This is a genomic window from Streptomyces sp. NPDC036984 (assembly GCF_055607665.1).
Genome location: NZ_JBVJRL010000027.1, coordinates 61495 through 85690, shown reverse-complemented (window position 1 = coordinate 85690; position 24196 = coordinate 61495). Strand labels below are relative to the sequence as shown.

At 72.9% G+C, this 24196-nt stretch carries 21 protein-coding genes and 2 pseudogenes; 16 read left to right on the top strand and 7 right to left on the bottom strand.

All coding sequences use genetic code 11. The features are described from left to right. Positions 1-204 precede the first annotated feature (204 nt). Both ACZ7DL_RS33750 and ACZ7DL_RS33745 read left to right on the top strand, forming a co-directional pair. Positions 205-1215 carry a C40 family peptidase gene (locus ACZ7DL_RS33750; protein WP_470780093.1) on the top strand — a complete coding sequence of 337 codons (1011 nt, stop codon included), beginning with the start codon at positions 205-207 and terminating at the stop codon, positions 1213-1215. 27 nt (positions 1216-1242) lie between these two features. Then, entirely contained in the window at positions 1243-2430 is a 1188-nt protein-coding gene (locus ACZ7DL_RS33745; RefSeq protein WP_470780092.1) for a hypothetical protein, read from the top strand. Here ACZ7DL_RS33745 and ACZ7DL_RS33740 read toward each other — a convergent pair. Next, positions 2411-2665, bottom strand: a pseudogene (locus tag ACZ7DL_RS33740) (thioredoxin domain-containing protein); the annotation flags it as partial. The gene ACZ7DL_RS33745 and the pseudogene ACZ7DL_RS33740 overlap by 20 nt on opposite strands. Positions 2666-2667: 2 nt before the next feature. Here ACZ7DL_RS33740 and ACZ7DL_RS33735 point away from each other — a divergent pair. Next, positions 2668-3810 (top strand): annotated as a pseudogene (locus ACZ7DL_RS33735) (MATE family efflux transporter); the annotation flags it as partial. Here ACZ7DL_RS33735 and ACZ7DL_RS33730 read toward each other — a convergent pair. Continuing rightward, a complete protein-coding gene (locus ACZ7DL_RS33730; protein ID WP_470780091.1) occupies positions 3771-5006 on the bottom strand; it encodes a glycosyltransferase 87 family protein in 1236 nt (411 codons plus the stop codon). The pseudogene ACZ7DL_RS33735 and the gene ACZ7DL_RS33730 overlap by 40 nt on opposite strands. Positions 5007-5126: 120 nt before the next feature. Between ACZ7DL_RS33730 and ACZ7DL_RS33725 the strand changes: the two genes are divergently transcribed. Further along, a complete protein-coding gene (locus ACZ7DL_RS33725; RefSeq protein WP_470780089.1) occupies positions 5127-6269 on the top strand; it encodes a glycosyltransferase family 4 protein in 1143 nt (380 codons plus the stop codon). A 195-nt stretch (positions 6270-6464) separates the two neighbouring features. Beyond that, a complete protein-coding gene (locus ACZ7DL_RS33720) occupies positions 6465-8087 on the top strand; it encodes a GMC oxidoreductase (RefSeq protein ID WP_470780116.1) in 1623 nt (540 codons plus the stop codon). Between the two features lie 13 nt (positions 8088-8100). On the opposite strand, the gene ACZ7DL_RS33715 is transcribed toward ACZ7DL_RS33720, so the two are convergent. Further along, positions 8101-9897 carry an AMP-dependent synthetase/ligase gene (locus tag ACZ7DL_RS33715; RefSeq protein ID WP_470780088.1) on the bottom strand — a complete coding sequence of 599 codons (1797 nt, stop codon included), beginning with the start codon at positions 9895-9897 and terminating at the stop codon, positions 8101-8103. Between the two features lie 337 nt (positions 9898-10234). Between ACZ7DL_RS33715 and ACZ7DL_RS33710 the strand changes: the two genes are divergently transcribed. From ACZ7DL_RS33710 to ACZ7DL_RS33685, 6 genes are all read left to right on the top strand, one after another. Continuing rightward, positions 10235-10990 carry a metallophosphoesterase family protein gene (locus ACZ7DL_RS33710; protein WP_470780115.1) on the top strand — a complete coding sequence of 252 codons (756 nt, stop codon included), beginning with the start codon at positions 10235-10237 and terminating at the stop codon, positions 10988-10990. A 120-nt stretch (positions 10991-11110) separates the two neighbouring features. Continuing rightward, a complete protein-coding gene (locus ACZ7DL_RS33705) occupies positions 11111-11554 on the top strand; it encodes an SRPBCC family protein (RefSeq protein ID WP_470780086.1) in 444 nt (147 codons plus the stop codon). A gap of 44 nt (positions 11555-11598) precedes the next feature. Beyond that, positions 11599-12771, top strand: a complete 1173-nt coding sequence (locus ACZ7DL_RS33700) for an ArsA family ATPase (protein WP_470780085.1) — start codon at positions 11599-11601, stop codon at positions 12769-12771. A 55-nt stretch (positions 12772-12826) separates the two neighbouring features. Then, positions 12827-13318, top strand: a complete 492-nt coding sequence (locus ACZ7DL_RS33695) for a DUF5304 domain-containing protein (protein ID WP_470780083.1) — start codon at positions 12827-12829, stop codon at positions 13316-13318. Positions 13319-13385: 67 nt separating this feature from the next. After that, complete coding sequence (locus ACZ7DL_RS33690) at positions 13386-14339, top strand: ROK family glucokinase (protein WP_400134641.1); 954 nt, start codon at positions 13386-13388, stop codon at positions 14337-14339. A 127-nt stretch (positions 14340-14466) separates the two neighbouring features. Continuing rightward, complete coding sequence (locus tag ACZ7DL_RS33685; protein ID WP_470780081.1) at positions 14467-15225, top strand: endonuclease/exonuclease/phosphatase family protein; 759 nt, start codon at positions 14467-14469, stop codon at positions 15223-15225. A 65-nt stretch (positions 15226-15290) separates the two neighbouring features. On the opposite strand, the gene ACZ7DL_RS33680 is transcribed toward ACZ7DL_RS33685, so the two are convergent. After that, positions 15291-15890 (bottom strand): hypothetical protein, encoded by a 600-nt coding sequence (locus ACZ7DL_RS33680; protein ID WP_470780079.1) that lies wholly within the window; start codon positions 15888-15890, stop codon positions 15291-15293. After that, positions 15883-16662 carry an alpha/beta hydrolase gene (locus ACZ7DL_RS33675; protein WP_470780077.1) on the bottom strand — a complete coding sequence of 260 codons (780 nt, stop codon included), beginning with the start codon at positions 16660-16662 and terminating at the stop codon, positions 15883-15885. Before ACZ7DL_RS33675 ends, ACZ7DL_RS33680 begins: the two co-directional genes overlap by 8 nt. 102 nt (positions 16663-16764) lie before the next feature. Between ACZ7DL_RS33675 and ACZ7DL_RS33670 the strand changes: the two genes are divergently transcribed. From ACZ7DL_RS33670 to ACZ7DL_RS33655, 4 genes are all read left to right on the top strand, one after another. Beyond that, entirely contained in the window at positions 16765-17502 is a 738-nt protein-coding gene (locus tag ACZ7DL_RS33670) for a lysophospholipid acyltransferase family protein (protein WP_470780075.1), read from the top strand. 28 nt (positions 17503-17530) lie between these two features. Beyond that, positions 17531-18766, top strand: coding sequence for a MacS family sensor histidine kinase (gene macS, locus ACZ7DL_RS33665; protein ID WP_470780073.1), 1236 nt, complete (start codon positions 17531-17533; stop codon positions 18764-18766). Further along, positions 18763-19440 (top strand): response regulator, encoded by a 678-nt coding sequence (locus ACZ7DL_RS33660; RefSeq protein ID WP_470780072.1) that lies wholly within the window; start codon positions 18763-18765, stop codon positions 19438-19440. The genes macS and ACZ7DL_RS33660 overlap by 4 nt, the downstream gene beginning before the upstream one ends. 120 nt (positions 19441-19560) lie before the next feature. Beyond that, positions 19561-20589 carry a 6-phosphofructokinase gene (locus ACZ7DL_RS33655; protein ID WP_470780071.1) on the top strand — a complete coding sequence of 343 codons (1029 nt, stop codon included), beginning with the start codon at positions 19561-19563 and terminating at the stop codon, positions 20587-20589. Between the two features lie 16 nt (positions 20590-20605). Here the strand turns inward: ACZ7DL_RS33655 and ACZ7DL_RS33650 are convergent, their stop codons facing one another. Together ACZ7DL_RS33650 and ACZ7DL_RS33645 are read right to left on the bottom strand one after the other, a co-directional pair. Beyond that, positions 20606-22477: an anthranilate synthase family protein gene (locus tag ACZ7DL_RS33650; protein ID WP_470780069.1), complete on the bottom strand. Its 1872-nt coding sequence runs from the start codon at positions 22475-22477 to the stop codon at positions 20606-20608. 102 nt (positions 22478-22579) lie between these two features. Then, complete coding sequence (locus ACZ7DL_RS33645) at positions 22580-22636, bottom strand: trp operon leader peptide (protein ID WP_121791294.1); 57 nt, start codon at positions 22634-22636, stop codon at positions 22580-22582. Between the two features lie 105 nt (positions 22637-22741). On the opposite strand from ACZ7DL_RS33645, the gene ACZ7DL_RS33640 reads away from it, so the two are divergent. Then, positions 22742-24094 (top strand): class II 3-deoxy-7-phosphoheptulonate synthase, encoded by a 1353-nt coding sequence (locus tag ACZ7DL_RS33640; RefSeq protein WP_470780067.1) that lies wholly within the window; start codon positions 22742-22744, stop codon positions 24092-24094. Positions 24095-24196: the final 102 nt, after the last annotated feature.

Sequence of the window (24196 nt, the reverse complement as noted above, 5' to 3'; positions counted from 1 at the left end):
ACGGGCGAATCACCGAAACCGAAACTGACTCCACGCCCCGCCGGTGACCTGCGTCAGCGGCGGGGCGTCACTGTGTGTTGACTCCGAGGTCTTTGGTCCGGGCCCGTCCGCACGGCTACTGTCTGCCGCGTTTCCCTGGCGCCGGGGTCCCCCCGTCCCCGGGCGCCGGGGAACGGTTCGACGTCCGCCAGCAGAAGGACTGCCGTGGGGTCCCATCGCCGCCTTGCACCGTCCGGGTTCGACCGGGGCGCCGTCGCCCTGTGCGTGCTGTCGGCCGCGGCGGCCGCGCTCGGCGCCGTACCGGCGCACGCGGCCCCGGATGCCGACACCCGCGCCCAGGTGGACCGCCTGTACGAGGAGGCGGAGAGGGCGACCCAGGCGTACGACAAGGCCGACGAGCGGGCCGGCCGGCTGCGCCGGGAGGTCCGGGACGCACAGGACCACATCGCCCGGCAGCAGCTGCGCGTCAACACTCTGCGGGAGCAGCTCGGTTCGCTGGCGGGCGCCCAGTACCGTGCCGGCGGCATCGACCCGGCCGTCGCCCTGCTCTTCTCCGCCGATCCGGACGACTACCTGGACAAGGCGTCCACGCTCGACCGCATCGGCGCCCGGCAGGCCGGTCGGCTCAAGGAGCTGCAGTCCACGCTGCGCGAACTCGCCCAGGAGCGCGCGGAGGCGGCCCGGACCCTCGCCGAGCTGGAGCGCAGCCGCAGGGCCGTGGCCGCCCACAAGCGCACCGTGGAGCGGAAGCTCGCCCGGGCCCGGCAGCTGATCAACGCCCTGCCCGCCGCCGAACGCGCCGCCTACGACCGGGCTTCCCGCGGCAGCCGCACGGACCTGCCCGACCCGGCCGGCGCCGTCGCCGCCGACGTCCGCGCCGCCGCGGCTCTGGCCGCCGCCCGCTCCGCCCTCGGCCGCCCCTACGTGTGGGGCGCCAACGGCCCCTCGGGCTTCGACTGTTCGGGCCTGATGCAGTGGTCGTACGCGCACGCCGGCATCCATCTGCCGCGCACCTCGCAGGAGCAGCGGTTCGCCGGCCGGCAGGTCCCGCTCTCCCAGGCCCGCCCCGGCGACCTGGTCGTCTACCGCTCGGACGCCAGCCACGTGGCGATGTACGTCGGCAACGGTCAGGTCATCCACGCGCCCCACCCCGGGGCTCCGGTGCGCTACGACCCGGTCGGGATGATGCCGGTCTCCTCGGTCACCCGGCCCTGACCGCGCTCCTCCCCGTACGATCGGCAAGTGGCTGGTCGCAGGCGGAGGTGCGGGATCGGGGCCGTAGGGCTCGCGCTGCTGCTGCCCCTTGCCGGGTGCGGCGGGCGGCCGGTGACCGACCGGGCCCGGGCCGAGGTGCAGCAGGTGCTCGACCGGCGCTCGGCGGCGCTGCTCGGCCACGACGAGGCGGCGTACGCGGCGACGGGCGCCCGCACGCAGTACACCCGGCTGCGCGCCCTCCCGCTGGACTCCTGGAGTTACCGGGTCACCGGCCTGCACCGCACGGCCTCCGGCGCCACCGCCGACGCCGAACTGCGCTACCGCGTCGCGGGCTACGACAAGGCCCCGGTCGACGCCCGCCGCACCCTCACCCTCGGTCGCACCACCGACGGCCGGTGGTACGTCACCGCCGACCGGCCCGCCGGGAAGGCCGGGCAGCAGCTGTGGGACCAGGGTGCGGTGACCGCCGTGCGGGGCGCGCACAGCCTGGTGCTGGGCACGGGCGGGTCCGCCGCGGGCCTGAAGCCGTTCGCCCGGCTGGCCGACCGCGCGGTCCCGGCCGTCTCCCGCGCCTGGGACACGGACTGGACCCGCCGGGTCGTCGTCCTCGTCCCGCGGTCCCTGGCGGACATGGCGGGCCTGCTCGGCTCACCCGCCGCCAACTACCGGGGCATCGCCGCCGTCACCACGGGCGAGGCGGGGGGCTCGGGCCGGGCGCCCGCCGACCGGGTGCTGATCAACCCGGAGGCGTACGCCGTCCTCGGTGACGTCGGCAAGCAGGTCGTCCTCACCCATGAGACGACCCATGTCGCCACCCGCGCGCACACCACCGCCGCCACCCCGCTCTGGCTCTCCGAGGGCTACGCAGACTGGATCGGCTATCTCGACACCGGCCGCACGCCCGCCGAGGCCGCCCCGGAACTGGCCCGTGCCGTCCGGGACGGCGAGGTGCCCGACGCGCTGCCCAGCGACGAGGACTTCGGCTTCACCAGCGAGCCCACCGACCTGGCGCGGGCCTACGAGGGCGGCTGGCTGGCCTGCCGGATGATCGCCGAGCAGTGGGGCATGGTCCGGCTCGGCGCCTTCTACCGGGCCGTCGGCGCCCACGGGAAGCGGGCGGGCGCGGTCGAGGAGGCGCTCGGGAAGGTGCTCGGGACGACCCCGGGGGAGTTCACCGCGCGCTGGCGCGCGTACGTCACGACCCAGCTCGGCTGAGCGTGCCGATGGCCTCCCGCAGCCATTCCCGCTCGGCGTTGCCGGTGGCCCGGGCGACCCGCAGCATGCCCTCCCGGAACAGGTCCCCGGCCTCCTCGGCGCCCACCGGCTCGCCCTCCCGGTAGAAGAAGCTGGCCGGAGTCTCCAGGAAGTCGAGACGGCGGCGCAGGACGGCCGCCTGCTCGGCGGGGTCGTCCAGGTGCCGCAGGAAGGCCAGCACCGTGTTGAAGCGGACGGTTCGCCTCGGGGGCGACCGTGCTGGTGGCGCACGCCCGCGGCGCCCGGGACCCGGCCGCCGTACGGGCCGCCGTACGCGGCGGCTGGGCGCTGTGCGCGCTGGTCACGCCCGTGGTCGCGGTCGGCGGCTTCCTGCTGCGCGAGCCGCTCGCCGCGGTGGTCCTCGGCGACGCGGAGGGCACTGCCCTGCACCTGGCCGCCTCCTACCTCGCGATCTCGCTGCCCGGCATGGCCGTCTTCTTCGTCCAGCAGCTCGTCGACGGCGTCCTCAAGGGCGCCGGCGACACCCGCACCCCCATGCGGCTCCGCCTGCTGGCCAACGGGCTGATCCTGCTGTGCGACCCGCTCCTGATCGACCGCTACGGGGTCCGGGGCGCCGCCGCCTCCACCGTGCTGTGCCGGGCCGTGGCCCTCGCCGCCGGCCTCCTCGCGCTGCGCCGCAACACCCTGCTGTGCACGGCCGCCCGGGTCCGCCCCGCCGAAGGGGCCCCGGCCGCCCTGCGCCGCACCTGCGCCACCGGACTGCCCATGTCGGCCGACTTCACCGTGCGGCAGGGCGGCGCCCTGGTCCTGGTGGCGATCGTGGCCCGGCTCGGCGTCACCGCGGTGGCCGCCTACTCGGTCGCCTACAAGGTCCTGTACGTCGCCACCATGGCCTTCTACGCGGTACGGCAGGCCGCCGCCATCCACACCGCCCACACCCGGGGCGCCGGCCAGGACGCCCGCCGGGACATCGGCCGGCATGCGGTGCTCGTCGCCGGGGCCCTGGGCCTCGCGGCCGCCGTGCTGTTCGCCGCCGCGGCCCCCTGGATCATGGCCGCCTTCGGCGCCGGTCCCGAGGTCGCCCGCCAAGGCGTGCTGTTCCTGCGCTGCATCGGCCCCCACCTGCTGCTGATGGCCTCCTTCATCGCGCTCGGCGGAGTCTTCGAGGGCAGCGGGGGAGCGCCCGCGCTGCTCCGGGTCACCCTGCTCGGCACCGCCGTCCAGCTGCCCCTCGCCGCCGCCCTCTCCGGGCTCGGCCTGCCCGGGATCTGCCTGGCGATGGCGCTCGCCATGGCCGTGCAGTGCGCGGCCGTGGCGGTGCTGCTGCGGCGGGCCGGACGTCAGGAGGAGACCGGTGCCTCCGTCGCGCGGGTGGCCTGAGGCGGGAAGGGGGTGGTCGCGACCGGGGGCACGGTCGAGCGCCACAGCCGCCGGGCCGCGGCGAGCGTGGCCGCGGCCAGCAGGCCGTTGCGCACCACCAGCAGCGTGATGCCGTACCCGTCGCTCACCACCACGTGCGAGAAGCCGAGCGGGAACTCCAGGACCGTCACGAAGGAGGCGAGGACGACCAGCAGCGCGGGCGTCCCCATGCGGCTCGCCCGGTACGAGGCACAGACGGCGGCCAGGCCGATCAGCCACACCAGGTACTGCGGGCTGATCACCCGGCTGGTCACCGTGAACAGCAGCACCGCCGTGAAGGCCGCCTCGGCGAGGGTGTGCGGTGCCGGGCGGGTCGCGCGCAGCCGCCACAGCAGCAGCCAGCCGAACGCGGCCCCGGTCAGCGCCAGCGCGGCCGTGCTGACCTGGTCCACGTGCGGGCCCAGGAACTCGATCGACCCGTAGTTGAGCAGCACCTCGCCGTGCCAGCCGAAGTGCCGGCCCACATGGAAGACCAGGGCGCCCAGCGACTCCACCTCGGTGCCCCGGTCCCGCTGGAAGGTCAGGAACGCGAAGGCGCCCGGCATGGACACCGCGAACAGCGCCGCGAGGCCGGCCGCGGTCGCCGCCGCCGACAGCCACGCCCGCCGGGTCGCCGCACCGACCAGCAGCAGCGCCGGCCACACCTTCAGCAGCGCCCCGAGCGCCGTCAGCGCGCCCAGCGCGCGCGGGTGCCGGGCCCCGGCGACCAGCGCCGCCACGGCCACCGCGGTCACCATCACGTCGTAGCGGGCGTACACCGTCGGCCCGAGCAGCGCCACGCCCGCCACCCACACCCAGGCCCCGCGCCGGGACCGGCCGGGGTGCCGGCCCGCGGCCGACAGCAGGGCCAGCACGACGACGTCGGCCAGGCAGGCCAGCACGAAGAAGGCGTGCGTGTACGACAGGAAGGGCAAGGCGGCGGGGGAGAGGATCGCGAGGGCGGCGGCGGGCGGGTACTGCCAGGTCACGTCGTCCAGCGGAAACGTTCCCTGGCGCAGGACCTCGTACCAGCCGCGGTAGATCACCGACACGTCCGAGGTCACGTCCGGGCCCGGGAAGGCGTACACGCGGAAGACGAAGAGCAGCAGCACCGCACGGGTGACGCCCCAGGTCGCGAGCAGCCATGCCAGGGACCGCCCGGCACCCTTCGTCTCCACGTGATCCCCTGCCGTTCGATTCCGTGTCGAGCGACCATGATGTCCTGCGACCCTGTGCGCATGCCACAGACCCGGCCGGGCACGGTGGGCGGGACGGCCCATTCGGTAGGGTCGGCGGCGATGCACAAGACCCTGATCGTCACCAACGACTTCCCGCCCCGGCCGGGCGGCATCCAGGCCTTCCTGCACAACATGGCCCTCCGTCTGGACCCCGGCCGGCTGGTCGTCTACGCCTCCACCTGGAAGCGCGGCCGGGAGGGCGCCGAGGCCACCGCCGCCTTCGACGCCGAGCAGCCCTTCACCGTCGTACGCGACCGTACGACCATGCTGCTGCCCACCCCGCAGGCGACCCGGCGGGCGGTCGGGCTGCTCCGCGAGCACGGCTGCACCTCGGTGTGGTTCGGCGCGGCGGCCCCGCTCGGCCTCATGGCGCCCGCGCTCCGCAAGGCCGGTGCCGAGCGGCTGGTGGCCACCACCCACGGGCACGAGGCCGGCTGGGCCCAGCTGCCCGCCGCCCGGCAGCTGCTGCGCCGGATCGGCGAGTCCACGGACACGATCACCTACCTGGGGGAGTACACCCGCTCCCGGATCGCCACCGCCCTGACCCCGGCCGCGGCCGGCCGCATGGTGCAGCTGCCGCCGGGGGTGGACGAGAAGACCTTCCACCCCGCCTCCGGCGGCGACGAGGTCCGTGCGCGGCTCGGGCTCACCGACCGGCCGGTCGTGGTCTGCGTCTCCCGCCTGGTGCCGCGCAAGGGCCAGGACACGCTGATCCAGGCCATGCCCCGCATCCTCGCCGCCGAGCCGGACGCCGTCCTGCTGATCGTCGGCGGCGGCCCCTACGAGCAGGACCTGCGCCGCCTGGCCCGGGAGACCGGGGTCGCCGGCTCCGTGCGCTTCACCGGCGCCGTGCCCTGGTCCGAGCTGCCCGCGCACTACGGCGCCGGTGACGTCTTCGCCATGCCCTGCCGCACCCGCCGCGGCGGCCTGGACGTGGAGGGCCTCGGCATCGTCTACCTGGAGGCGTCCGCCACCGGGCTGCCGGTCGTCGCGGGCGACTCCGGCGGCGCGCCGGACGCGGTGCTCGACGGCGAGACCGGCTGGGTGGTCCGGGGCGGCGACCCGGCGCAGGCCGCCGACCGCATCACCGCCCTCCTCGGCGACGCCGAGCTGCGCCGCCGCATGGGGGAACGGGGCCGGCAGTGGGTCGAGGAGAAGTGGCGCTGGGACCTGCTGGCGGAGCGTCTGAAAACGCTGCTGTAGTGCAGCGCGGCCCCCGAAGGGGCGCGGGGCTGTGCCGGAGATGCGGCTACCGCCGTGCGGGCACGAGTGACCACACACTGCTCGCAGCCGCCGACGACGATCACACGGTCTCCCGGACGGCGCCCTCGCTTCCCGGCGCCCCCCTTGGCGGAACCGAAAAATCCGCACATGCTGCGCAACATGACAGCAAAACTGATGCAGCGTCAGCTGACAAGGCGTCACATACTCGGCATGGCCGCACTGCAGTCCGCGGCCGCCCTGGGCCTCACCCGCATCGGACTCCAGTCCGCCCGCGCCGCCGAACCCGCCCCCACCGACAACTCCCCGGCGATCGTGGTCGGTTCCGGATACGGCGGCGCGGTCGCCGCCCTCCGCCTCGGCCAGGCCGGCATCCGTACCCTCGTGCTGGAGATGGGCCGGCTGTGGAACACCGCCGGCGGCGACGGCAAGGTGTTCTGCTCCACCGGCGCCCCCGACCAGCGCTCCATGTGGTTCCGCACCCGCACCGAGGCCCCGCTCGCCACCTTCCTCTGGCTGGACCTGGTCAACAAGGCCATCGCCCCCTACCCCGGAGTCCTGGACCGGGTGCACTACGACCACATGTCCGTCTACGTCGGCCGGGGCGTCGGCGGCGGCTCCCTGGTCAACGGCGGCATGGCGGTCACGCCGCCGAGGTCCTACTTCACCGAGCAGTTCCCGGCCGTGGACGCCGACGAGATGTACGGCACCTGGTTCCCGCGCGCCCGCGCCATGCTCGGCGTCAACACCATCGACCCGGCCTGGTTCGAGTCGACCGAGTGGTACCGGTTCACCCGGACCTCCCGGAAGGCCGCCGCCAACGCCGGCCTGCGGACCACCTTCGTGCCGAACGTCTACGACTTCGGCTACATGCGGCGCGAGGCCGCCGGCACCGCGACGAGGTCGGCGCTCGCGGGCGAGGTCATCTACGGCAACAACCACGGCAAGCGCAGCCTCGACCAGACCTACCTGGCCGCCGCCGTCGGCACCGGCAACGTCACGATCCACACCCTGGAGAAGGTCACGTCGATCAGCCGCGCGGGCGACGGATCGTACGTCCTGACCGCCGACCGGATCGACGGCACCGGCGCGGTCGTGGAGAGCCGGCAGTACGGCTGCGCCTACCTGTTCCTCGGCGGCGGCAGCCTCGGCACCACCGAACTCCTCGTCCGCGCCCGGGACACCGGCACCCTGCCCGGCCTGGACTCCGCCGTGGGCGCGGGCTGGGGAACCAACGGCAACACCATGCTCGGCCGCGCCAACCACGTGTGGGACACCGTCGGCGCCGACCAGGCCACCATGCCCGTCATGGGCATCGACGACTGGGCCAACCCCGACAACCCGGTCTTCGCGGAGATCGCCCCGCTGCCCATGGGCTTCGAGCACTGGATCAGCCTGTATCTAGCGATCACCAAGAACCCCGAGCGGGCGTCGTTCTCGTACGACAGCGCGTCCGGCGCGGTGAAGCTGGGCTGGACCGACGCCCAGAGCGCCGTCTCCGTGCGCATGGCCAAGAAGCTCTTCGACCGGATCAACCGGGCCAACGCCACGATCTACCGGTACGACCTGTTCGGCTCGGGCAACAAGGTCTTCGCCGACGACTTCACCTACCACCCGCTCGGCGGCTGTGTGCTGGGCCGGGCGACCGACGACTACGGGCGGGTCAGGGGGTGTTCCCGGCTGTACGTCACCGACGGCTCGCTCGTGCCCGGGTCGATCGGCGTGAACCCCTTCGTCACCATCACCGCCCTCGCCGAACGCACCATGGCGCGGGTCCTCGCCGAGGACACCGCGCCATGAGGCCGCCGGGGGATCACTTGGCGTAGATCGCCTCGATCTCCTCCGCGTAGTCCTTCGCCACCACGTTCCGCTTGAGCTTCAGCGACGGGGTGAGGTGGCCCGACTCCTCGGTGAACTGGGAGGGGAGAATGCGGAACTTCCGCACCGATTCCGCCTTCGACACCGCGGCGTTGCCGTCGTCGACCGCCGCCTGGATCGCAGCGACGAGATCCGGGTCCTCGCGCAGCGACGCCGCGGTGGAACCCGCCGGCTTGCCGTGCTCGGCACACCAGCGGCCCAGGAACTCCTCGTCGACGGTGACCAGCGCACCCACGAACGGCCGCCCGTCGCCCACCACCATGCACTCCGCGACCAGCGCGTGCGCCCGGATCCGGTCCTCGATCACGGCCGGGGCCACGTTCTTGCCGCCCGCCGTGACGATGATCTCCTTCTTCCGGCCGGTGATCTTCAGATAGCCGTCCTCGTCCAGCGTGCCGATGTCACCGGTGTGGAACCAGCCGTCGGCCAGCGCCTCCGCGGTGGCGCCCGGGTTGTTCCAGTACTCCTTGAACAGGTGCTCGCCGTGCAGCAGCACCTCGCCGTCGTCCGCGATCCGCACCACCGAGCCCGGCAGCGGCTGCCCGACCGTGCCGATCTTCTGCCGGTCCCACGGGTTGAACGCGGTCGCCGCGCAGGACTCCGTCAGGCCGTAGCCCTCCAGCACCGTGAAGCCGATGCCCCGGAAGAAGTGCCCGAGCCGCTCGCCCAGCGGGGCACCGCCGGAGATGGCGTACTCGCCCCGGCCGCCCAGGACCGCGCGCAGCTTGCCGTAGACCAGCTTGTCGAAGACCTTGTGCTTGACCTTCAGACCGAACGACGGGCCCGAGGGGCTGTCCAGCGCCTTGCTGTACGCGATCGCGGTGTCCGCCGCCCGGTCGAAGATCGCGCCCTTGCCGTCCGCCTGCGCCTTGGCGCGCGCCGTGTTGTAGACCTTCTCGAAGACGCGCGGGACACCGAGGATCAGCGTCGGCCGGAAGGCGGCCAGCTCGTCGGTCAGGTGCTTGATGTCGGGGACACAGCCGAGCTTGATCGGCGCCATCATCGGCGCGATCTGCACGAGCCGCCCGAAGACATGGGCGAGCGGGAGGAAGAGCAGCACCGAGCACTCACCGGTGCGGAACAGCGGACGCAGCCGCTCCACGATGTTGCCGCACTCGGCGAAGAAGCTGCGGTGGGTGAGCACACAGCCCTTGGGGCGCCCGGTCGTGCCGCTCGTGTACACGATGGTCGCCGGGTCGTCGGCCTTGGCCAGCGAGCAGCGCTCCTCCACCGTCTCGTCCGAGACGTCCTGTCCGAGCCGGCCCAGCTCCGCCACGCCGTCGGCCTCGATCTGCCAGACGTGCTTCAGCGCGGGCAGTGACTCGCGCACCGACTCCACGGCCGCCGCGTGGTTGTCGAGCTCCACGACACACGCGGTCGCGCCCGAGTCGGACAGGATCCACTGCACCTGCTCCGGCGAGCTCGTCTCGTACACCGGCACGGTGACCGCGCCGGCGCTCCAGATCGCGAAGTCCAGGAGGGTCCACTCGTACCGCGTGCGGGACATCAGGCCCACCCGGTCGCCCGGCTGCACGCCGGCCGCGATGAGGCCCTTGGCGGCGGTGCGCACCTCGGCCAGGAACTCTCGCGCGGTCACGTCCTGCCAGACACCGCCCACCTTGCGGGCGACGACGGCGACGTCGGGATGCTGCGCGGCGTTTCTGCGGACGATGTCGGTCAGGTTGCCGTCGGCAGGGACCTCGTACAAAGCCGGAAGGCTGAACTCGCGCAAGACTGCTGCTCCTCTTAGGGCGCCGGCGCCACGACGGTGTGCGATGCGACGGTGCGGTCCAAGGCTCGGGCAGTGCTCGTGGATTCAGATGTTGAAATCCTGAGCACGACTGGACTGCCCGGACGTTACCCGCCGGTATGGCGTCTACGACAGGGGGTCCCGGCGAGATGTTCGCTGCGTCACACACGTGGGCGTTCCTTCGCGCACAGTAGTCCACCGCTGAACCGACAAGCGAGTAGCCGCAGGCCGGGCCGGCACTGTTCACCTACACCGCACACGCCTACGCTTGATCGCCATGGCATCCACACGCACCGGCAGTCGGCGCACCCGCGTCCACGTGGTCAGCGACGTGCACGGCAACGCCCGTGACCTGGCCCGGGCCGGCGAGGGTGCCGACGCCCTCATCTGCCTGGGCGACCTCGTCCTCTTCCTCGACTACGCCGACCACTCGCGCGGCATCTTCCCCGACCTGTTCGGCAAGGAGAACGCCGACCGGATCGTGCAGCTGCGCACCGCCCGCCGCTTCGCGGAGGCCCGCGAGTTCGGCGCCCGGCTGTGGGCCGGGATCGGCGCCGACCGGGCCGCGGCCATCGAGAAGGCGGTCCGCGGGCAGTACGCCGAGCTGTTCGCCGCCTTCCCCTCGCCGACGTACGCCACCTACGGCAATGTCGACATGCCGCAGCTGTGGCCGGAGTACGCCCGGCCCGGCACCACGGTCCTCGACGGCCAGCGGGTGGAGATCGGCGGCCGTGTCTTCGGCTTCGTCGGCGGCGGCCTGCGCACCCCGATGCGCACGCCCTACGAGATCAGCGACGAGGAGTACGCGGCGAAGATCGAGGCCGTCGGCGAGGTGGACGTGCTGTGCACCCACATCCCGCCGGAGGTACCCGAGCTGGTCTACGACACCGTGGCCCGCCGCTTCGAGCGGGGCAGCCGGGCCCTGCTGGACGCCATCCACCGCACCAGACCGCGGTACGCGCTGTTCGGGCACGTGCACCAGCCACTGGCGCGCCGGATGCGGATCGGCGCCACCGAATGCGTCAATGTGGGGCACTTCGCCGGCACCGGCACACCCTGGGCACTCGAATGGTGAGGCTCCGGAGACGGGGTGAAGTCGGCAGGTCGGCGGCGCGGTAGCCTTCACGCTGCACACACGTGCGCAGCCCGGCGCACACAGACCTCAACACGGCCCGCATCTGGAGGAGCCACGGCGATGGCGGAACACACCAGTTCGAGCATCACGATCGAGGCGGCTCCGGCCGACGTCATGGCGGTGATCGCCGACTTCGCGCGCTACCCGGACTGGACCGGCGAGGTGAAGGAGGCGGAGGTCCTCGCCACCGACGAGCAGGGCCGCGCCGAGCGGGTCCGCCTCGTCATGGACGCCGGCGCCATCAAGGACGACCAGACCCTCGCCTACACCTGGACCGGCGACCACGAGGTCTCCTGGACCCTGGTCAAGTCCCAGATGCTCCGCTCCCTGGACGGCTCCTACCTCCTGAAGCCGGCGGGTGCGGGCGCGACGGAGGTCACCTACTCCCTCACGGTCGACGTCAAGATCCCCATGCTCGGCATGATCAAGCGCAAGGCGGAGAAGGTCATCATCGACCGGGCGCTGGCGGGCCTGAAGAAGAGGGTCGAGTCCGGGGAGAAGTAGTCGCTCCCGTTTGCCTCCCGCGCACGGCGGTACCGTTCACCCTCATGCGCACCATCCTGATCACGGGCCCGGGCGGTAGCGGTCGTACGACCGTCGCTGCCGCCACCGCGCTCGCCGCCGCCCGCGAGGGCCACCGCACCCTCCTGCTGAGCGCCGACCGCACGGACACGCCCGGCACGGCGCTGGGCACCGCGACAGGACCGACCCCCACCGAGGTCACCCCGCACCTCACCACCTGGCGGCCCGACGCGGTCGCCCGCTTCCGCGCGGACCTCACCGCCTTCCAGACGCGCGCCGCGAACGTCCTCGACCTCCTCGGCGCGGCCCGCCTGGACGCCGAGGAGGTCACCCCGCTGCCCGGCGCCGAGGAACTGTCCTTCCTGCGTGCGCTGCGGGACGCGGCCCTCTCCGAGCGGTACGACCTCCTCGTCGTCGACCTCCCGCCCCTCCCGCAGGCGCTCGCCCTGCTCGGCCTGCCCGAGGAACTGCGCCGCTATCTGCGCCGCCTGCTCCCGCCCGAGCGGCAGGCCGCCCGCGCCCTGCGCCCGGTCCTCGGCCGGCTGGCCGGCGTGCCCATGCCCGCCGACTGGCTGTACGAGACGGCGGCCCGCTGGGACGTCGAACTGGCCGCCGTGGAGGCCGTCCTCACCGACCGGAACACCGCCGTACGCCTGGTCGCCGAACCCGGCCCGGCCGGCGCCGACGCCGTTCGCACCGCGACCCTCGGCCTCGCCCTGCGCGGCCTGCGCACCGAGGCCCTGATCGCCAACCGGACCCTGCCGGAGACGGCCCCCGACGGCTGGCTGCACGCGCTCCTCGCCCAGCAGCGCAAGACGCTCGCCGACTGGGAGGAGTCGTACGACGTCCACCCCGTCCCGCACCTCGGCCGCGACCCGCACGGCCGCGACGACCTCGACGCCCTCGCCGTGCCCGCCGTCAACCCGGCGCCCGACCCGGTCGAGTGGCCCGTCGCCGACCGGATCGCCGAGGACGGGGTGCTGGTCTGGCACCTCCCGCTGCCCGGCGCGATACGGGAGGAGCTGGACCTCGTCCGGCGCGGCGACGAGCTCCTGATCACGGCCGGTCCCTTCCGCCGGATCGTCCCGCTGCCCTCCGCCCTGCGCCGCTGCACCGTCGCCGGAGCCGGCCTCCGGGACGGCGAACTGCGCATCCGGTTCGCCCCGGACCCGGATCTGTGGCCCGCCGCGGGACGGTGAACGGGTACGCCCGTTCGGGTAACGTCGTAAAGGCGAACCGTAGTCAGGAGCCGTCATGAGCGAAGAGCGCCCCGCACCCGATCCCGTCGCGGAGGAGCCGCCGGGGGCCACCGACGCCGACGCCTGGGCCACGGCCTGCGCCGAGGACCTCGCCGCCGAGCGGGACCGCCGCCGTGCCGAGCACGGCCCGCCGCCGGGCTCGGCGGCCGAGGAACTGAAGAAGCTCGTGGACACGGTGGCCGACAAGCTGGCCGGCCTCCCGTCACCGCTCCTCGGCGGCCTCGCCGGACCCGCCGCCCAGCAGATGGTGCGGCAGGTCGTCCAGCAGGCGAAAGCCGCCGTCGAGCCCGTCATAGACCGCAACCCGGACGTCTTCGACCATCTGGCCGCGGCCGGCGGCGAGCTGCTCGCCGCCTACCGCTCCGCCGTCCAGGCCCAGGAGCGCCGCTGGACCTCCCGCACGGCCGACCCGGCGGACGACGGGCCGGACGGCCGGAGCGACCGGGGCGAGGGCAGCGGTCCGGGGGAGCGCATCGACCTGGACTGAAGCCCTGCGACGGCAGGGCCTCGGGTACGGTTGGCCGTAGCGGGGCTCGACCGAAACTGAGGGATTCATGGGACTCACCATCGGCGTCGACATCGGCGGCACGAAGATCGCGGCCGGCGTGGTCGACGAGGAAGGCAACATCCTCTCGACCTTCAAGGTGCCGACCCCCACCACGCCCGAGGCCATCGTGGACGCCATCGCCTCGGCGGTGGAGGGCGCGCGGGCCGGGCACGAGATCGTCGGCGTGGGTATCGGTGCGGCCGGTTACGTCAACCGGCAGCGCTCCACCGTGTACTTCGCGCCGAACATCGACTGGCGCAACGAGCCGCTCAAGGAAAAGGTCGAGGCCCGCACCGGCCTCCCGGTCGTGGTCGAGAACGACGCCAACGCCGCCGCCTGGGGCGAGTACAAGTTCGGCGCCGGCAAGGGCCACCGCAACGTCATCTGCATCACGCTCGGCACCGGACTCGGCGGCGGCATCATCATCGGCAACAAGCTGCGCCGCGGCCACTTCGGCGTGGCCGCGGAGTTCGGTCACATCCGGATGGTCCCGGACGGCCTGCTGTGTGGCTGCGGCTCGCAGGGCTGCTGGGAGCAGTACGCCTCCGGCCGCGCCCTGGTCCGCTACGCCAAGCAGCGCGCCAATGCCACCCCCGAACGCGCCGAGGTGCTGCTGGCGCTGGGCGACGGCACCCCCGACGGCATCGAGGGCAAGCACATCTCCATGGCCGCCCGCCAGGGCTGCCCGGTCGCCGTGGACTCCTACCGCGAGCTGGCCCGCTGGGCCGGCGCCGGCCTCGCCGACCTGGCCTCCCTCTTCGACCCGTCCGCGTTCATCGTCGGCGGCGGCCTCTCCGACGAGGGCGACCTGGTCCTCGACCCGATCCGCAAGTCCTACAAGCGCTGGCTGGTCGGCGGCAACTGGCGTCCGGTGGCCGACGTGATCGCGGCCCAGCTCGGCAACAAGGCGGGCATGGTGGGCGCGGCGGACCTGGCCCGCGAGCCCGACCCGATCATGTGACGTTCACTTTTTGAGCCGCGGCTACTCCGTCTGCCCAGGGGCGCGGGGACCTGCGCGACCGGCCGCAACGCACCGGCAGTCGCGCACGGACCTCGCGCCCCCAGTCGTCGGGCGTACATTGATCCACATGGCGTTGCTTCCCAACTCCACGACAGAGCCCGACGGTTCGGCCCTCATCCGTGTCCTGAGCTACAACATCCGCTCGACGCGCGACGACACAGCCGCCCTCGCCAGAGTGATCACCGCCTGCGCCCCGGATCTGGTCCTGATCCAGGAGGCCCCCCGCTTCTTCCGCTGGCGCAAGAAACTGGCCCGCCTCGCCGCGGCCTCCGGCCAGGTCGTCCTCACCGGCGGAGCCACCGCCGCGGGCCCCGCGATCCTGTGCGGTCTCCGCGCCACCGTCGAGCGCACCGAGGACGTCCTCCTCCCCCTCACCCCCGGCCTGCACAGACGCGGCCTCGCCACGGCAGTGGTCCGCTTCGGCGGCGCCCGCCTCGGCGTCGTCAGCTGCCACCTCAGCCTCCAGCGGGACGAGCGCTACGCCCAGGGCGGCATGCTCCTCGACCGCCTCGCCGACCTGGGCGTGGAACACGCCGTCGCGGGCGGCGACCTCAACGAGCGCCCCGACGGCCGCACCTTCCGCCGCCTCGCCGAGAACCTCCAGGACTGCCGCACGACCGCCCCCTGGGGCGGCGAGTTCACCTCCACCCCCGCCGACCCCCACCAGCGCATCGACGCGATCTTCGCCACCCGGGGCATCGAGGTGCTCGGCTGTGGCGTCCCCCTGGACCAGCCGGGCGTCACCCGCGCCGACCTGGCCGCGGCCACGGACCACCTCCCGGTGCTGGCCGCCCTCCGCGTCCCGGCCGCCCGAACGGCGACATGAACGAAGGGTGACCGGGCCGGCTCCTGCACCGAGTCCACGGCCTGGCCCGGTGCCCCTGTCCGGCGTCAGACCACCGCCCCGCGCCCCGGGTCGTCGTCCTCCCCGTCGTCCGTCCGCATGCGCATCACCAGCGTCGCGAAACCGCCGAGGAAGCCGCCGATACCGAGGGTGGTCAGCCACCAGGTCATGTCCCAGCCGAGCAGCACCGCCAGCAGAAGCAGGATCGGGCCGCCGACGACCCCCAGCCAGGCGAACCTGGCGGTGGTGTCCGCGGACGGCAGCGGCGGCGGCTCCGGCGGCACGAAGTGGCCCTCGTCGTCCTCGTCGAAGTCGTCGTCGGACGGCTCGGGCGTGGTGAAGTCCCGCGGGCCGACCCCGGGCGCGAAGGACACCGAGCCGCCCAGCGGCCGGACCGGCTGCCGGCCCGCGGCGTCGCCCGTGTCGGTACACGGCTCGCTCTCCGCCTCCTTCTCCAGGAGCGCGCGGTCCTCCACCGACTTGAACGGCCGGCTGCCGGGCGGGTCCGGCGGCTCCTCGCCGTACCCGGCGACGATGGCCCGCCAGGCGGCGTCCTCGTCGAACGGCACCTCCTGCTTGTCCGGCTCGCGGTGCCCGCGGTCCTCACGGCCCTCGCGGTCCTCACGGTCGGAGTCGTGCTCAGCCAACTGCGGCCGTCCCTTCCTTGCCGACACTGGGTGCGAGCCGGCCGATGAAGGCGAGGCTCTCCTCGAAGACCCGGTCCGCATCCTTGTCCAACGTCGCCACGTGGTAGCTGTGTTCCAGCACGATCTCCGTGACGTCGGTGGACGACACCCGGCTCAGCACGCGCGCCGAGTCGGCCGCCGGGACGACATGGTCCTGGGCGCTGCGCACCAGCAGCAACGGCTGGGTGACCTGGGGAAGCTCGCCGTCCAGCCGGCGCAGGAACATCCGCAGCGAGTGCGCCGCGTGCAGCGGCACCCGGTCGTAGCCCAGCTCCGCCGCGCCCTCCTTGGCGATGTCGCTGGCGATGCCCCTCGTCGTCCGTACGAGATGCCGGGCCACCGGAAGGGCGTACGCCGACAGGCCGTGCACCTTGTTCGCCGGGTTGACGACCACCGCGCCGGTGACCCGCTCGCCGTGCCGGGCCGCGAGCCGCAGGGCCAGCGCCCCGCCCATCGACAGGCCGGCGACGAACACCCGGGAGCAGCGCTCGGTGAGCATCCGCAGCTCGCGGTCCACCTCCGCGTACCAGTCCTGCCAGACCGTGAGCAGCATGTCCTCCCAGCGCGTGCCATGGCCGGGCAGCAGCGGCAGGGACACGGTCAGGCCGTGGGCCGCGTGATGCTCCGCCCAGGGGCGCAGCGACTGGGGCGAGCCGGTGAAGCCGTGGCAGAGGAGAACCCCCACCTCCCCGCCCTCACGGCGGTACGGCTCGGCTCCGGGGAGAACGGGCATGGGGTTCACCGTACGCGACCGCACTGACACCGACCAGGGTCGTCGGGCCCATTGACGGTCCTCCGGGTTAAGGTCTGTCCGACGGAAACAGGAGGCACACGGGTGTTGTACGGCACGATGAAGGTCGCCATCGGCGGGCCGCTGAAGGTTGCCTTCAGACCGTGGGTGGAGGGTCTGGAGAACATCCCGGCCGAGGGCCCCGCCATTCTGGCCAGCAATCACCTGTCCTTCTCGGACTCGTTCTTCCTGCCCGTCATGCTGGACCGCAAGGTCACCTTCATCGCCAAGGCCGAGTACTTCACCACCCCCGGCGTGAAGGGCCGCCTCACCGCGGCCTTCTTCAAGGGCGTCGGCCAGCTGCCGGTGGACCGTTCCGGGGCGCGCGGCGCCGGTGAGGCGGCGATCAAGAGCGGTATAGAGGTGCTGCGGCGCGGCGAGCTGTTCGGCATCTACCCGGAGGGCACCCGCTCGCCCGACGGACGGCTGTACCGGGGCAAGCCCGGCGGCCTCGCGCGCGTGGCGCTCGCCACCGGCGCGCCGGTCATCCCGGTCGCCATGATCGACACGGAGAAGATCCAGCCGCCCGGCAAGGTCATGCCGAAGCTGATGCGGCCCGGCATCCGCATCGGCAAGCCCATGGACTTCAGCCGCTACCAGGGCATGGAGCACGACCGGTTCGTGCTGCGCGCCCTGACCGACGAGGTCATGTACGAGATCATGAAGCTCTCCGGCCAGGAGTACGTCGACATCTACGCCACCGCCGCCAAGCGGCAGATGGCAGAGGCGGCGAAGGCGGCCAGGGAAGCGGAGAAGGCCGGGAAGAAGCAGGCCGAGTCCTAGCCAGGGGGATCGGGGGGGACCGGGGGACATGCCCAAGCGCGAGCGCGTCGTACGGATGTCGGTCGAGCTGCCGCTGTGGCGCGCGCTCGCCGGCTACCGCGTCATGACCATGCTGTACGCGATCGGTCTGTGCGCCACCGCGTACGACCACTTCGTCCGGCCCTGGGTCGCCGTCGTCTACTACGCGGTGCTGGCCGTGTGGACCCTCGCCACCCTGCCCAAGGTCTCCGGCGCGGCGAGCTGCACCCGGCGCTTCCTGATCATGGACCTGGCCGTCGCGCTGGCCGGCATCCTGCTCACGCCGGTCGCCGACAGCCACGAGCGGATCGCGGGCGGCGGGCCCACCCTGCCGTCGATATGGACCGCCGGCGCGGTGCTGGCCTTCGCCATCAAGGGCGGCTGGCGCTGGGCGGCCGTCGCCTCCACGGCCGTGGCCGCCGTCAACCTGATCGAGCGCGGCCACCCCGCCCGGGACACCGTGCACAACGTGATCCTCGTCTGGGTCGCCTCCATCGCCATCGGCTACGTCGTGGAGGTGGCCCGCGCCTCCGAGCGCACCCTCGCCCGTGCGCTGGAGATCGAGGCCGCGACCCGGGAGCGGGAGCGGCTGGCCCGGGACATCCACGACAGCGTGCTCCAGGTGCTGGCGATGGTGAAGCGCCGGGGCACGGCCCTCGGCGGCGAGGCGGCCGAACTGGGCCGGATGGCCGGGGAGCAGGAGGTGGCCCTGCGCACGCTGGTGTCGGGCGGCCTGGTGCCGGTGTCCCGGGTCTCGGAGGACCTGGCCGCCGGAGCCGTCGTGCGGGCCGTCGAGGAGCCGGTCGAGGACGCGGTGGCCGGCCCGGTCGACCTGCGCCCCCTGCTCGCCCGCTACGCGTGCGCCCGGGTCAGCCTGGCCGAACCCGGCGCCCCGGTGCCGCTGCCGCCGGACGCGGCCCGCGAGGTGGCCGCCGCCGTGGGGGCCGCCCTGGACAACGTGCGCAGGCACGCCGGGGAGGAGGCGCGCGCCTGGATCCTGCTGGAGGACGAGCCGGAGGAGATCGTCGTCACCGTCCGCGACGACGGCCCCGGCATCCCCGAGGGCCGGCTGGCGCAGGCCGAGGGCGAGGGCCGGCTCGGGGTGGCCCTGTCCATCCGGGGCCGGCTGCGGGATCTCGGCGGCAGCGCCGAGATCGTGTCCGTCCCCGGGCAGGGCACGGAAGTCGAACTGAAGGTACCGAAGGGCGCCGTGCGGGCGCGGCGGAAGAAGGCGGAGCAGCGATGACACAGCAGCAGGACCCGATCAAGGTCATGGTGGTGGACGACCACCCCATGTGGCGTGACGCGGTCGCGCGTGACCTGGCCGAGTCCGGCTTCGAGGTGGTGGCCACCGCCGGCGACGGCGAGCAGGCGGTCCGGCGCGCCAAGGCCGCCGCTCCCGACGTCCTCGTGCTGGACCTCAACCTGCCCGCCAAGCCCGGTGTCCAGGTGTGCAAGGAACTGGTCGGCCACAACCCGGCGTTGCGCGTCCTCGTCCTGTCGGCGAGCGGTGAGCACGCGGACGTGCTGGAGGCCGTGAAATCCGGTGCGACCGGTTACCTGCTGAAGTCGGCCTCCACCGAGGAACTGCTGGACGCGGTGCGCCGCACGGCCGTCGGCGACCCGGTGTTCACCCCGGGCCTGGCCGGCCTGGTCCTGGGTGAGTACCGCCGCCTGGCCTCCGAGCCCGCGCCGGCACCCGACGCCGACGAGCCGGGCGCGCCCCGGCTGACGGACCGGGAGACGGAGGTGCTGCGGCTCGTGGCCAAGGGCCTGAGCTACAAGCAGATCGCCGAACGCCTCGTCATCTCCCACCGCACGGTCCAGAACCACGTCCAGAACACCCTGGGCAAGCTCCAGCTGCACAACAGGGTGGAGCTGGTCCGGTACGCCATCGAGCGCGGACTCGACGAGGAGTAGGACGCCCGGAGCACGCGCATCCGGACATGCACCGGAATCACCCTCCCGCCTCTCCCGAAGTGACCTGAATCACCATTAGCGTGACTCCGCGTCAGGTAACCGCGGCGAAGGGACATTTCCATGCGGGTAGGAGTACTGACCGGAGGCGGCGACTGCCCCGGACTCAACGCCGTCATCCGGGGCGTCGTCCGCAAGGGCGTGCAGGAGTACGGCTATGACTTCGTCGGCTTCCGGGACGGCTGGCGGGGTCCGCTCGAGAACGACACGATCCGGCTCGACATCCCCGCGGTGCGCGGCATCCTGCCCCGCGGCGGCACCATCCTCGGCTCCTCGCGGACCAACCCCCTGAAGGTGGACGACGGCATCCGCCGCATCAAGGAGAATCTGGCCAAGCAGGAGGTCGAGGCCCTCATCGCGATCGGCGGCGAGGACACCCTCGGGGTCGCGGCGTGCCTGTCCGACGAGTACGGGGTGCCCTGCGTCGGCGTGCCGAAGACCATCGACAACGACCTGTCCGCCACCGACTACACCTTCGGCTTCGACACCGCCGTCAACATCGCCACCGAGGCCATCGACCGCCTGCACACCACCGCCGAGTCCCATATGCGGGTCCTGGTCGTGGAGGTGATGGGCCGGCACGCCGGCTGGATCGCACTGCACTCCGGCCTCGCCGGCGGCGCCAACGTCATCCTCATCCCCGAGCAGCGCTTCGACGTCGAGCAGGTCTGCACCTGGGTGACCTCCCGCTTCCGGGCGTCGTACGCGCCGATCGTGGTCGTCGCCGAGGGCGCCATGCCGAAGGACGGCGACATGGTCCTCAAGGACCGGTCGCTGGACTCCTTCGGGCATGTCCGGCTCTCCGGAGTCGGCGAGTGGCTGGCCAAGGAGATCGAGAAGCGCACCGGCAAGGAGGCCCGCACCACGGTCCTCGGGCACGTCCAGCGCGGCGGCACGCCCAGCGCCTTCGACCGCTGGCTCGCCACCCGCTTCGGGCTGCACGCCATCGACTGCGTCCACGACGGCGACTACGGCAAGATGGTCGCCCTGCGCGCCACCGACATCGTCCGCGTCCCCCTGGCCGAGGCCACGGCCAAGCTCAAGACGGTCGAACCGGAGCTGTACCAGGAGGTCGGGGTCTTCTTCGGCTGACGGCAGCCCCCGAGGGTCACACGGTCGTGCGGCGCAGCAGGCCCACCAGCTCCCGTACGACCGCGGCCCCGTTCAGCGTCAGGACCGACTCCGGGTGGAACTGCACCCCGCAGAACCCGGGGCCCCTGAGCGCGTGCACCTCCCCGTTCGCCGCGCGGCTCACCTCGACGCCGTGCGCCGCCAGCTCCCGGGCGGCCTTCTCGTCGCAGCGGGCCACGAAGCTGTTGTAGAAGCCGACGGTCTCCGGCCGCCCGAACAGGTCGATCGTGGTCTGCGCCCCCTGGTACGGCACCTGCTTGCGCACGATCTCCAGGCCCAGCTCGGCCGCGATCAGCTCGTGGCCCAGGCAGACGCCGAGCACGCCGTACCGGTGTTCCCTGATCACCGTGGCGGTCAGCTCCCGCAGGATCCGCATCTTCGGGTCGGCGAGGTCCCCCGGGTCGCCCGGACCGGGCCCCAGTACGACCGGCCCCTCGTGCGCGCGCACCTCCTCCCGCAGCCCCGGCTCGTCGTACCGCCGGACGGTCACCTCCAGGCCGCTCGAGCGCAGCACGTGCGCCAGCATCGCCGTGAACGTGTCCTCGCCGTCCACGACGAGGGCGTGACCCGCCAGGATCTCGGACCGCTCCTGCATCCGCAGCCAGAACGGCGCGAGCCCGGCCCGGCGCCCGTCCAGCGCCTCCCGGACCCGGGGGTCGTCGGCCAGCCGGGGCCGCTCCCGCTCCGCCCGCGGCCCGGACGGCCGTACCCCGAGGGCGGTCAGCACGCCCGCCGCCTTCGCGTGGGTCTCCGCGACCTCGCCCGCCGGGTCGGAGCCGCGCACCAGCGTCGCCCCGACCGGGACGCGCAGCCGGCCGTCGGCAAAGATGTCGGCGGTGCGGATCAGGATGGGGGAGTCGAGGGTCTGCGTGCCCCCGGAGTCCCGCCCGAGCAGGGCGAGCGCACCGGCGTAGTACCCGCGCGCCACGCCGTCCCGGCCGAGGGGCTCGTGCCGCTCGATCACCCGGCACGCGTTCTGCACCGGCGACCCGGTCACCGTCGCCGCGAACATCGTCTCCCGCAGCACCTCCCGTACGTCCAGGGAGGACTTCCCGCGCAGCTCGTACTCGGTGTGCGCGAGGTGCGCCATCTCCTTCAGCCGCGGACCGACGACGACCCCGCCCATGTCGCCGACGGTGCACATCATCTTCAGCTCCTCGTCCACGACCATGGACAGCTCCTCGATCTCCTTGCCGTCGGCGAGGAAGGAGAGCAGGTGCTCCGGGGTCGGGCCCTCGGCCGGATAGCGGTAGGTGCCGCTGATCGGGTTCATCACCACGGTTCCGCCGCTCATCCGGACGTGCACCTCCGGACTCGCCCCCACCAGCGTCCGGTCGCCGGTGTGCACCACGAACGTCCAGTACGCGCCCCGCTCGCCCTCCAGCAGCCGCCGGAACAGCGCGAGCGCGTCCGCGCGGCCGAAGCCGGGGATCTCACCCTCGTACGTGCGCCGGATCACGAAGTTCGCGCCCTCGCCCCGGCCGATCTCCTCGCGCAGCACCCGCCCGACGATCTCGGCGTACTCCTCGTCCCCGACGTCGAAGCCCCCGCCCGCGACCCGCACCTCGTGCGCGGGCAGCCCGGACAGCGCCTCGGCGAGCGGGATCTCGTACGACTCCTCGGGGGTGAGCACCAGCAGCGGTGTGCCGTCGTCGCGGACGTCGAAGCCGCGCTCGCGGATCTGCCGGAACGGGATGAGGGCGAGCCCCTCGTCGGGCAGGTCGGCGAGCCGGTCACGGCTGGTCACCGGGCCGAGCAGCACCTCCACCAGTTGCTCGTCGCGGCCCGGGGTGCGGCGGCGGAGCAGGGCGAAGGGGCGGGGGTCACGAAGCAGGTCCTTCAGATCCACGGGTACGGGCTCCTTCTCGATCTTCTGACGGAGAGGAACGACCCGGAGAAACGCCGAAGGCCGCCCCTCGGGCGGCCTTCGCGAAGTTCTGTGTACGCGCGATCAGCGGGCCGCCGGAGAAGCGGTCCACCACCAGTTCTGGATCGACGGCGCGAACATGGAGGGAACCCTACCGCAGCCGGCCGGTGTCCAGGGGGTAATCACTCCGTCTCACCCTTCGAGCCAGAGGAAAATCCCGACCCATGACCCCGTAATGTGTACGAGGTGACCGTGAACGCTAAGACCAGCCCGAGCGCTGGCAACACCTGGCGAAACCTGCCCGCGGCGCAGCAGCCCGAGTACCCCGACACCGAGGCTCTGCGCGCAGTGATCGCGGACCTCGAGTCGTATCCGCCGCTCGTCTTCGCGGGCGAGTGCGACCAGCTGCGCGCCCGGATGGCGGCCGTCGCCAAGGGAGAGGCGTTCCTCCTCCAGGGCGGCGACTGCGCCGAGGCATTCGACGCGGTGTCCGCCGACCACATCCGCAACAAGCTGAAGACGCTGCTCCAGATGGGTGCCGTCCTGACCTACGCGGCCTCCGTGCCCGTGGTCAAGGTCGGCCGGATCGCGGGGCAGTACTCCAAGCCCCGCTCCAAGCCGACCGAGACCCGCGACGGCGTGACGCTCCCGACCTACCGGGGCGACTCCGTCAACGGCTTCGACTTCACCGAAGAGGCCCGCATCCCGGACCCCGAGCGGCTGAAGCGCATGTACCACGCGTCGGCGTCCACGCTGAACCTGGTGCGCGCCTTCACCACCGGTGGTTACGCGGACCTGCGCCAGGTGCACGCCTGGAACCAGGACTTCGTGAAGACCTCGCCGTCGGGCCAGCGCTACGAGCAGCTCGCGCGCGAGATCGACAACGCGCTGAACTTCATGCGGGCCTGCGGCACGGATCCGGAGGAGTTCAAGACGGTCGAGTTCTTCTCCTCGCACGAGGCGCTGCTGCTGGACTACGAGTCCGCCCTGACCCGGGTCGACTCCCGCACCGGCAAGCTGTACGACGTCTCCGCGCACATGGTGTGGATCGGTGAGCGCACCCGGCAGCTGGACCACGCGCACATCGAGTTCGCCTCGCGGATCCGCAACCCGATCGGCATCAAGCTCGGCCCGACCACCACGGCCGAGGAGGCGCTCCAGTACATCGACCGGCTCGACCCCGAGCGGGAGCCGGGCCGGCTGACCTTCATCGTCCGCATGGGCGCCGACAAGATCCGGGACAAGCTTCCCGAGCTGGTCGAGAAGGTCACGGCGTCCGGTGCGACGGTGGCCTGGGTGACCGACCCGATGCACGGCAACACCTTCGAGGCGGCCTCCGGGCACAAGACCCGCCGCTTCGACGACGTGCTGGACGAGGTCAAGGGCTTCTTCGAGGTCCACAAGGCGCTCGGCACCCATCCGGGCGGCATCCACGTGGAGCTGACCGGCGACGACGTCACCGAGTGCGTGGGCGGCGGCGACGAGATCTTCGTGGACGACCTGCACCAGCGCTACGAGACGGCCTGCGACCCGCGGCTGAACCGCAGCCAGTCGCTGGACCTGGCGTTCCTCGTGGCCGAGATGTACAGGGACCAGTGACGGCTTCGCCCGTTACACCGGCCTGAGTGGGGCGCGGATCACACCCGATCCGCGCCCCCGCCACTTTTGCGCTCACCGGACCATGGGTAAGGTTAGGTTTGC

Bases quoted from the DNA above. Each gene is read 5' to 3' on its own strand.
- ACZ7DL_RS33725 (WP_470780089.1), top strand. From the start codon at position 5,127: ATGCACAAGACCCTGATCGTCACCAACGACTTCCCGCCCCGGCCGGGC.
- ACZ7DL_RS33720 (WP_470780116.1), top strand. From the start codon at position 6,465: ATGCAGCGTCAGCTGACAAGGCGTCACATACTCGGCATGGCCGCACTG.
- ACZ7DL_RS33705 (WP_470780086.1), top strand. From the start codon at position 11,111: ATGGCGGAACACACCAGTTCGAGCATCACGATCGAGGCGGCTCCGGCC.
- ACZ7DL_RS33700 (WP_470780085.1), top strand. From the start codon at position 11,599: ATGCGCACCATCCTGATCACGGGCCCGGGCGGTAGCGGTCGTACGACC.
- ACZ7DL_RS33695 (WP_470780083.1), top strand. From the start codon at position 12,827: ATGAGCGAAGAGCGCCCCGCACCCGATCCCGTCGCGGAGGAGCCGCCG.
- ACZ7DL_RS33690 (WP_400134641.1), top strand. From the start codon at position 13,386: ATGGGACTCACCATCGGCGTCGACATCGGCGGCACGAAGATCGCGGCC.
- ACZ7DL_RS33685 (WP_470780081.1), top strand. From the start codon at position 14,467: ATGGCGTTGCTTCCCAACTCCACGACAGAGCCCGACGGTTCGGCCCTC.
- ACZ7DL_RS33675 (WP_470780077.1), bottom strand. From the start codon at position 16,662: ATGCCCGTTCTCCCCGGAGCCGAGCCGTACCGCCGTGAGGGCGGGGAG.
- macS (WP_470780073.1), top strand. From the start codon at position 17,531: ATGCCCAAGCGCGAGCGCGTCGTACGGATGTCGGTCGAGCTGCCGCTG.
- ACZ7DL_RS33660 (WP_470780072.1), top strand. From the start codon at position 18,763: ATGACACAGCAGCAGGACCCGATCAAGGTCATGGTGGTGGACGACCAC.
- ACZ7DL_RS33655 (WP_470780071.1), top strand. From the start codon at position 19,561: ATGCGGGTAGGAGTACTGACCGGAGGCGGCGACTGCCCCGGACTCAAC.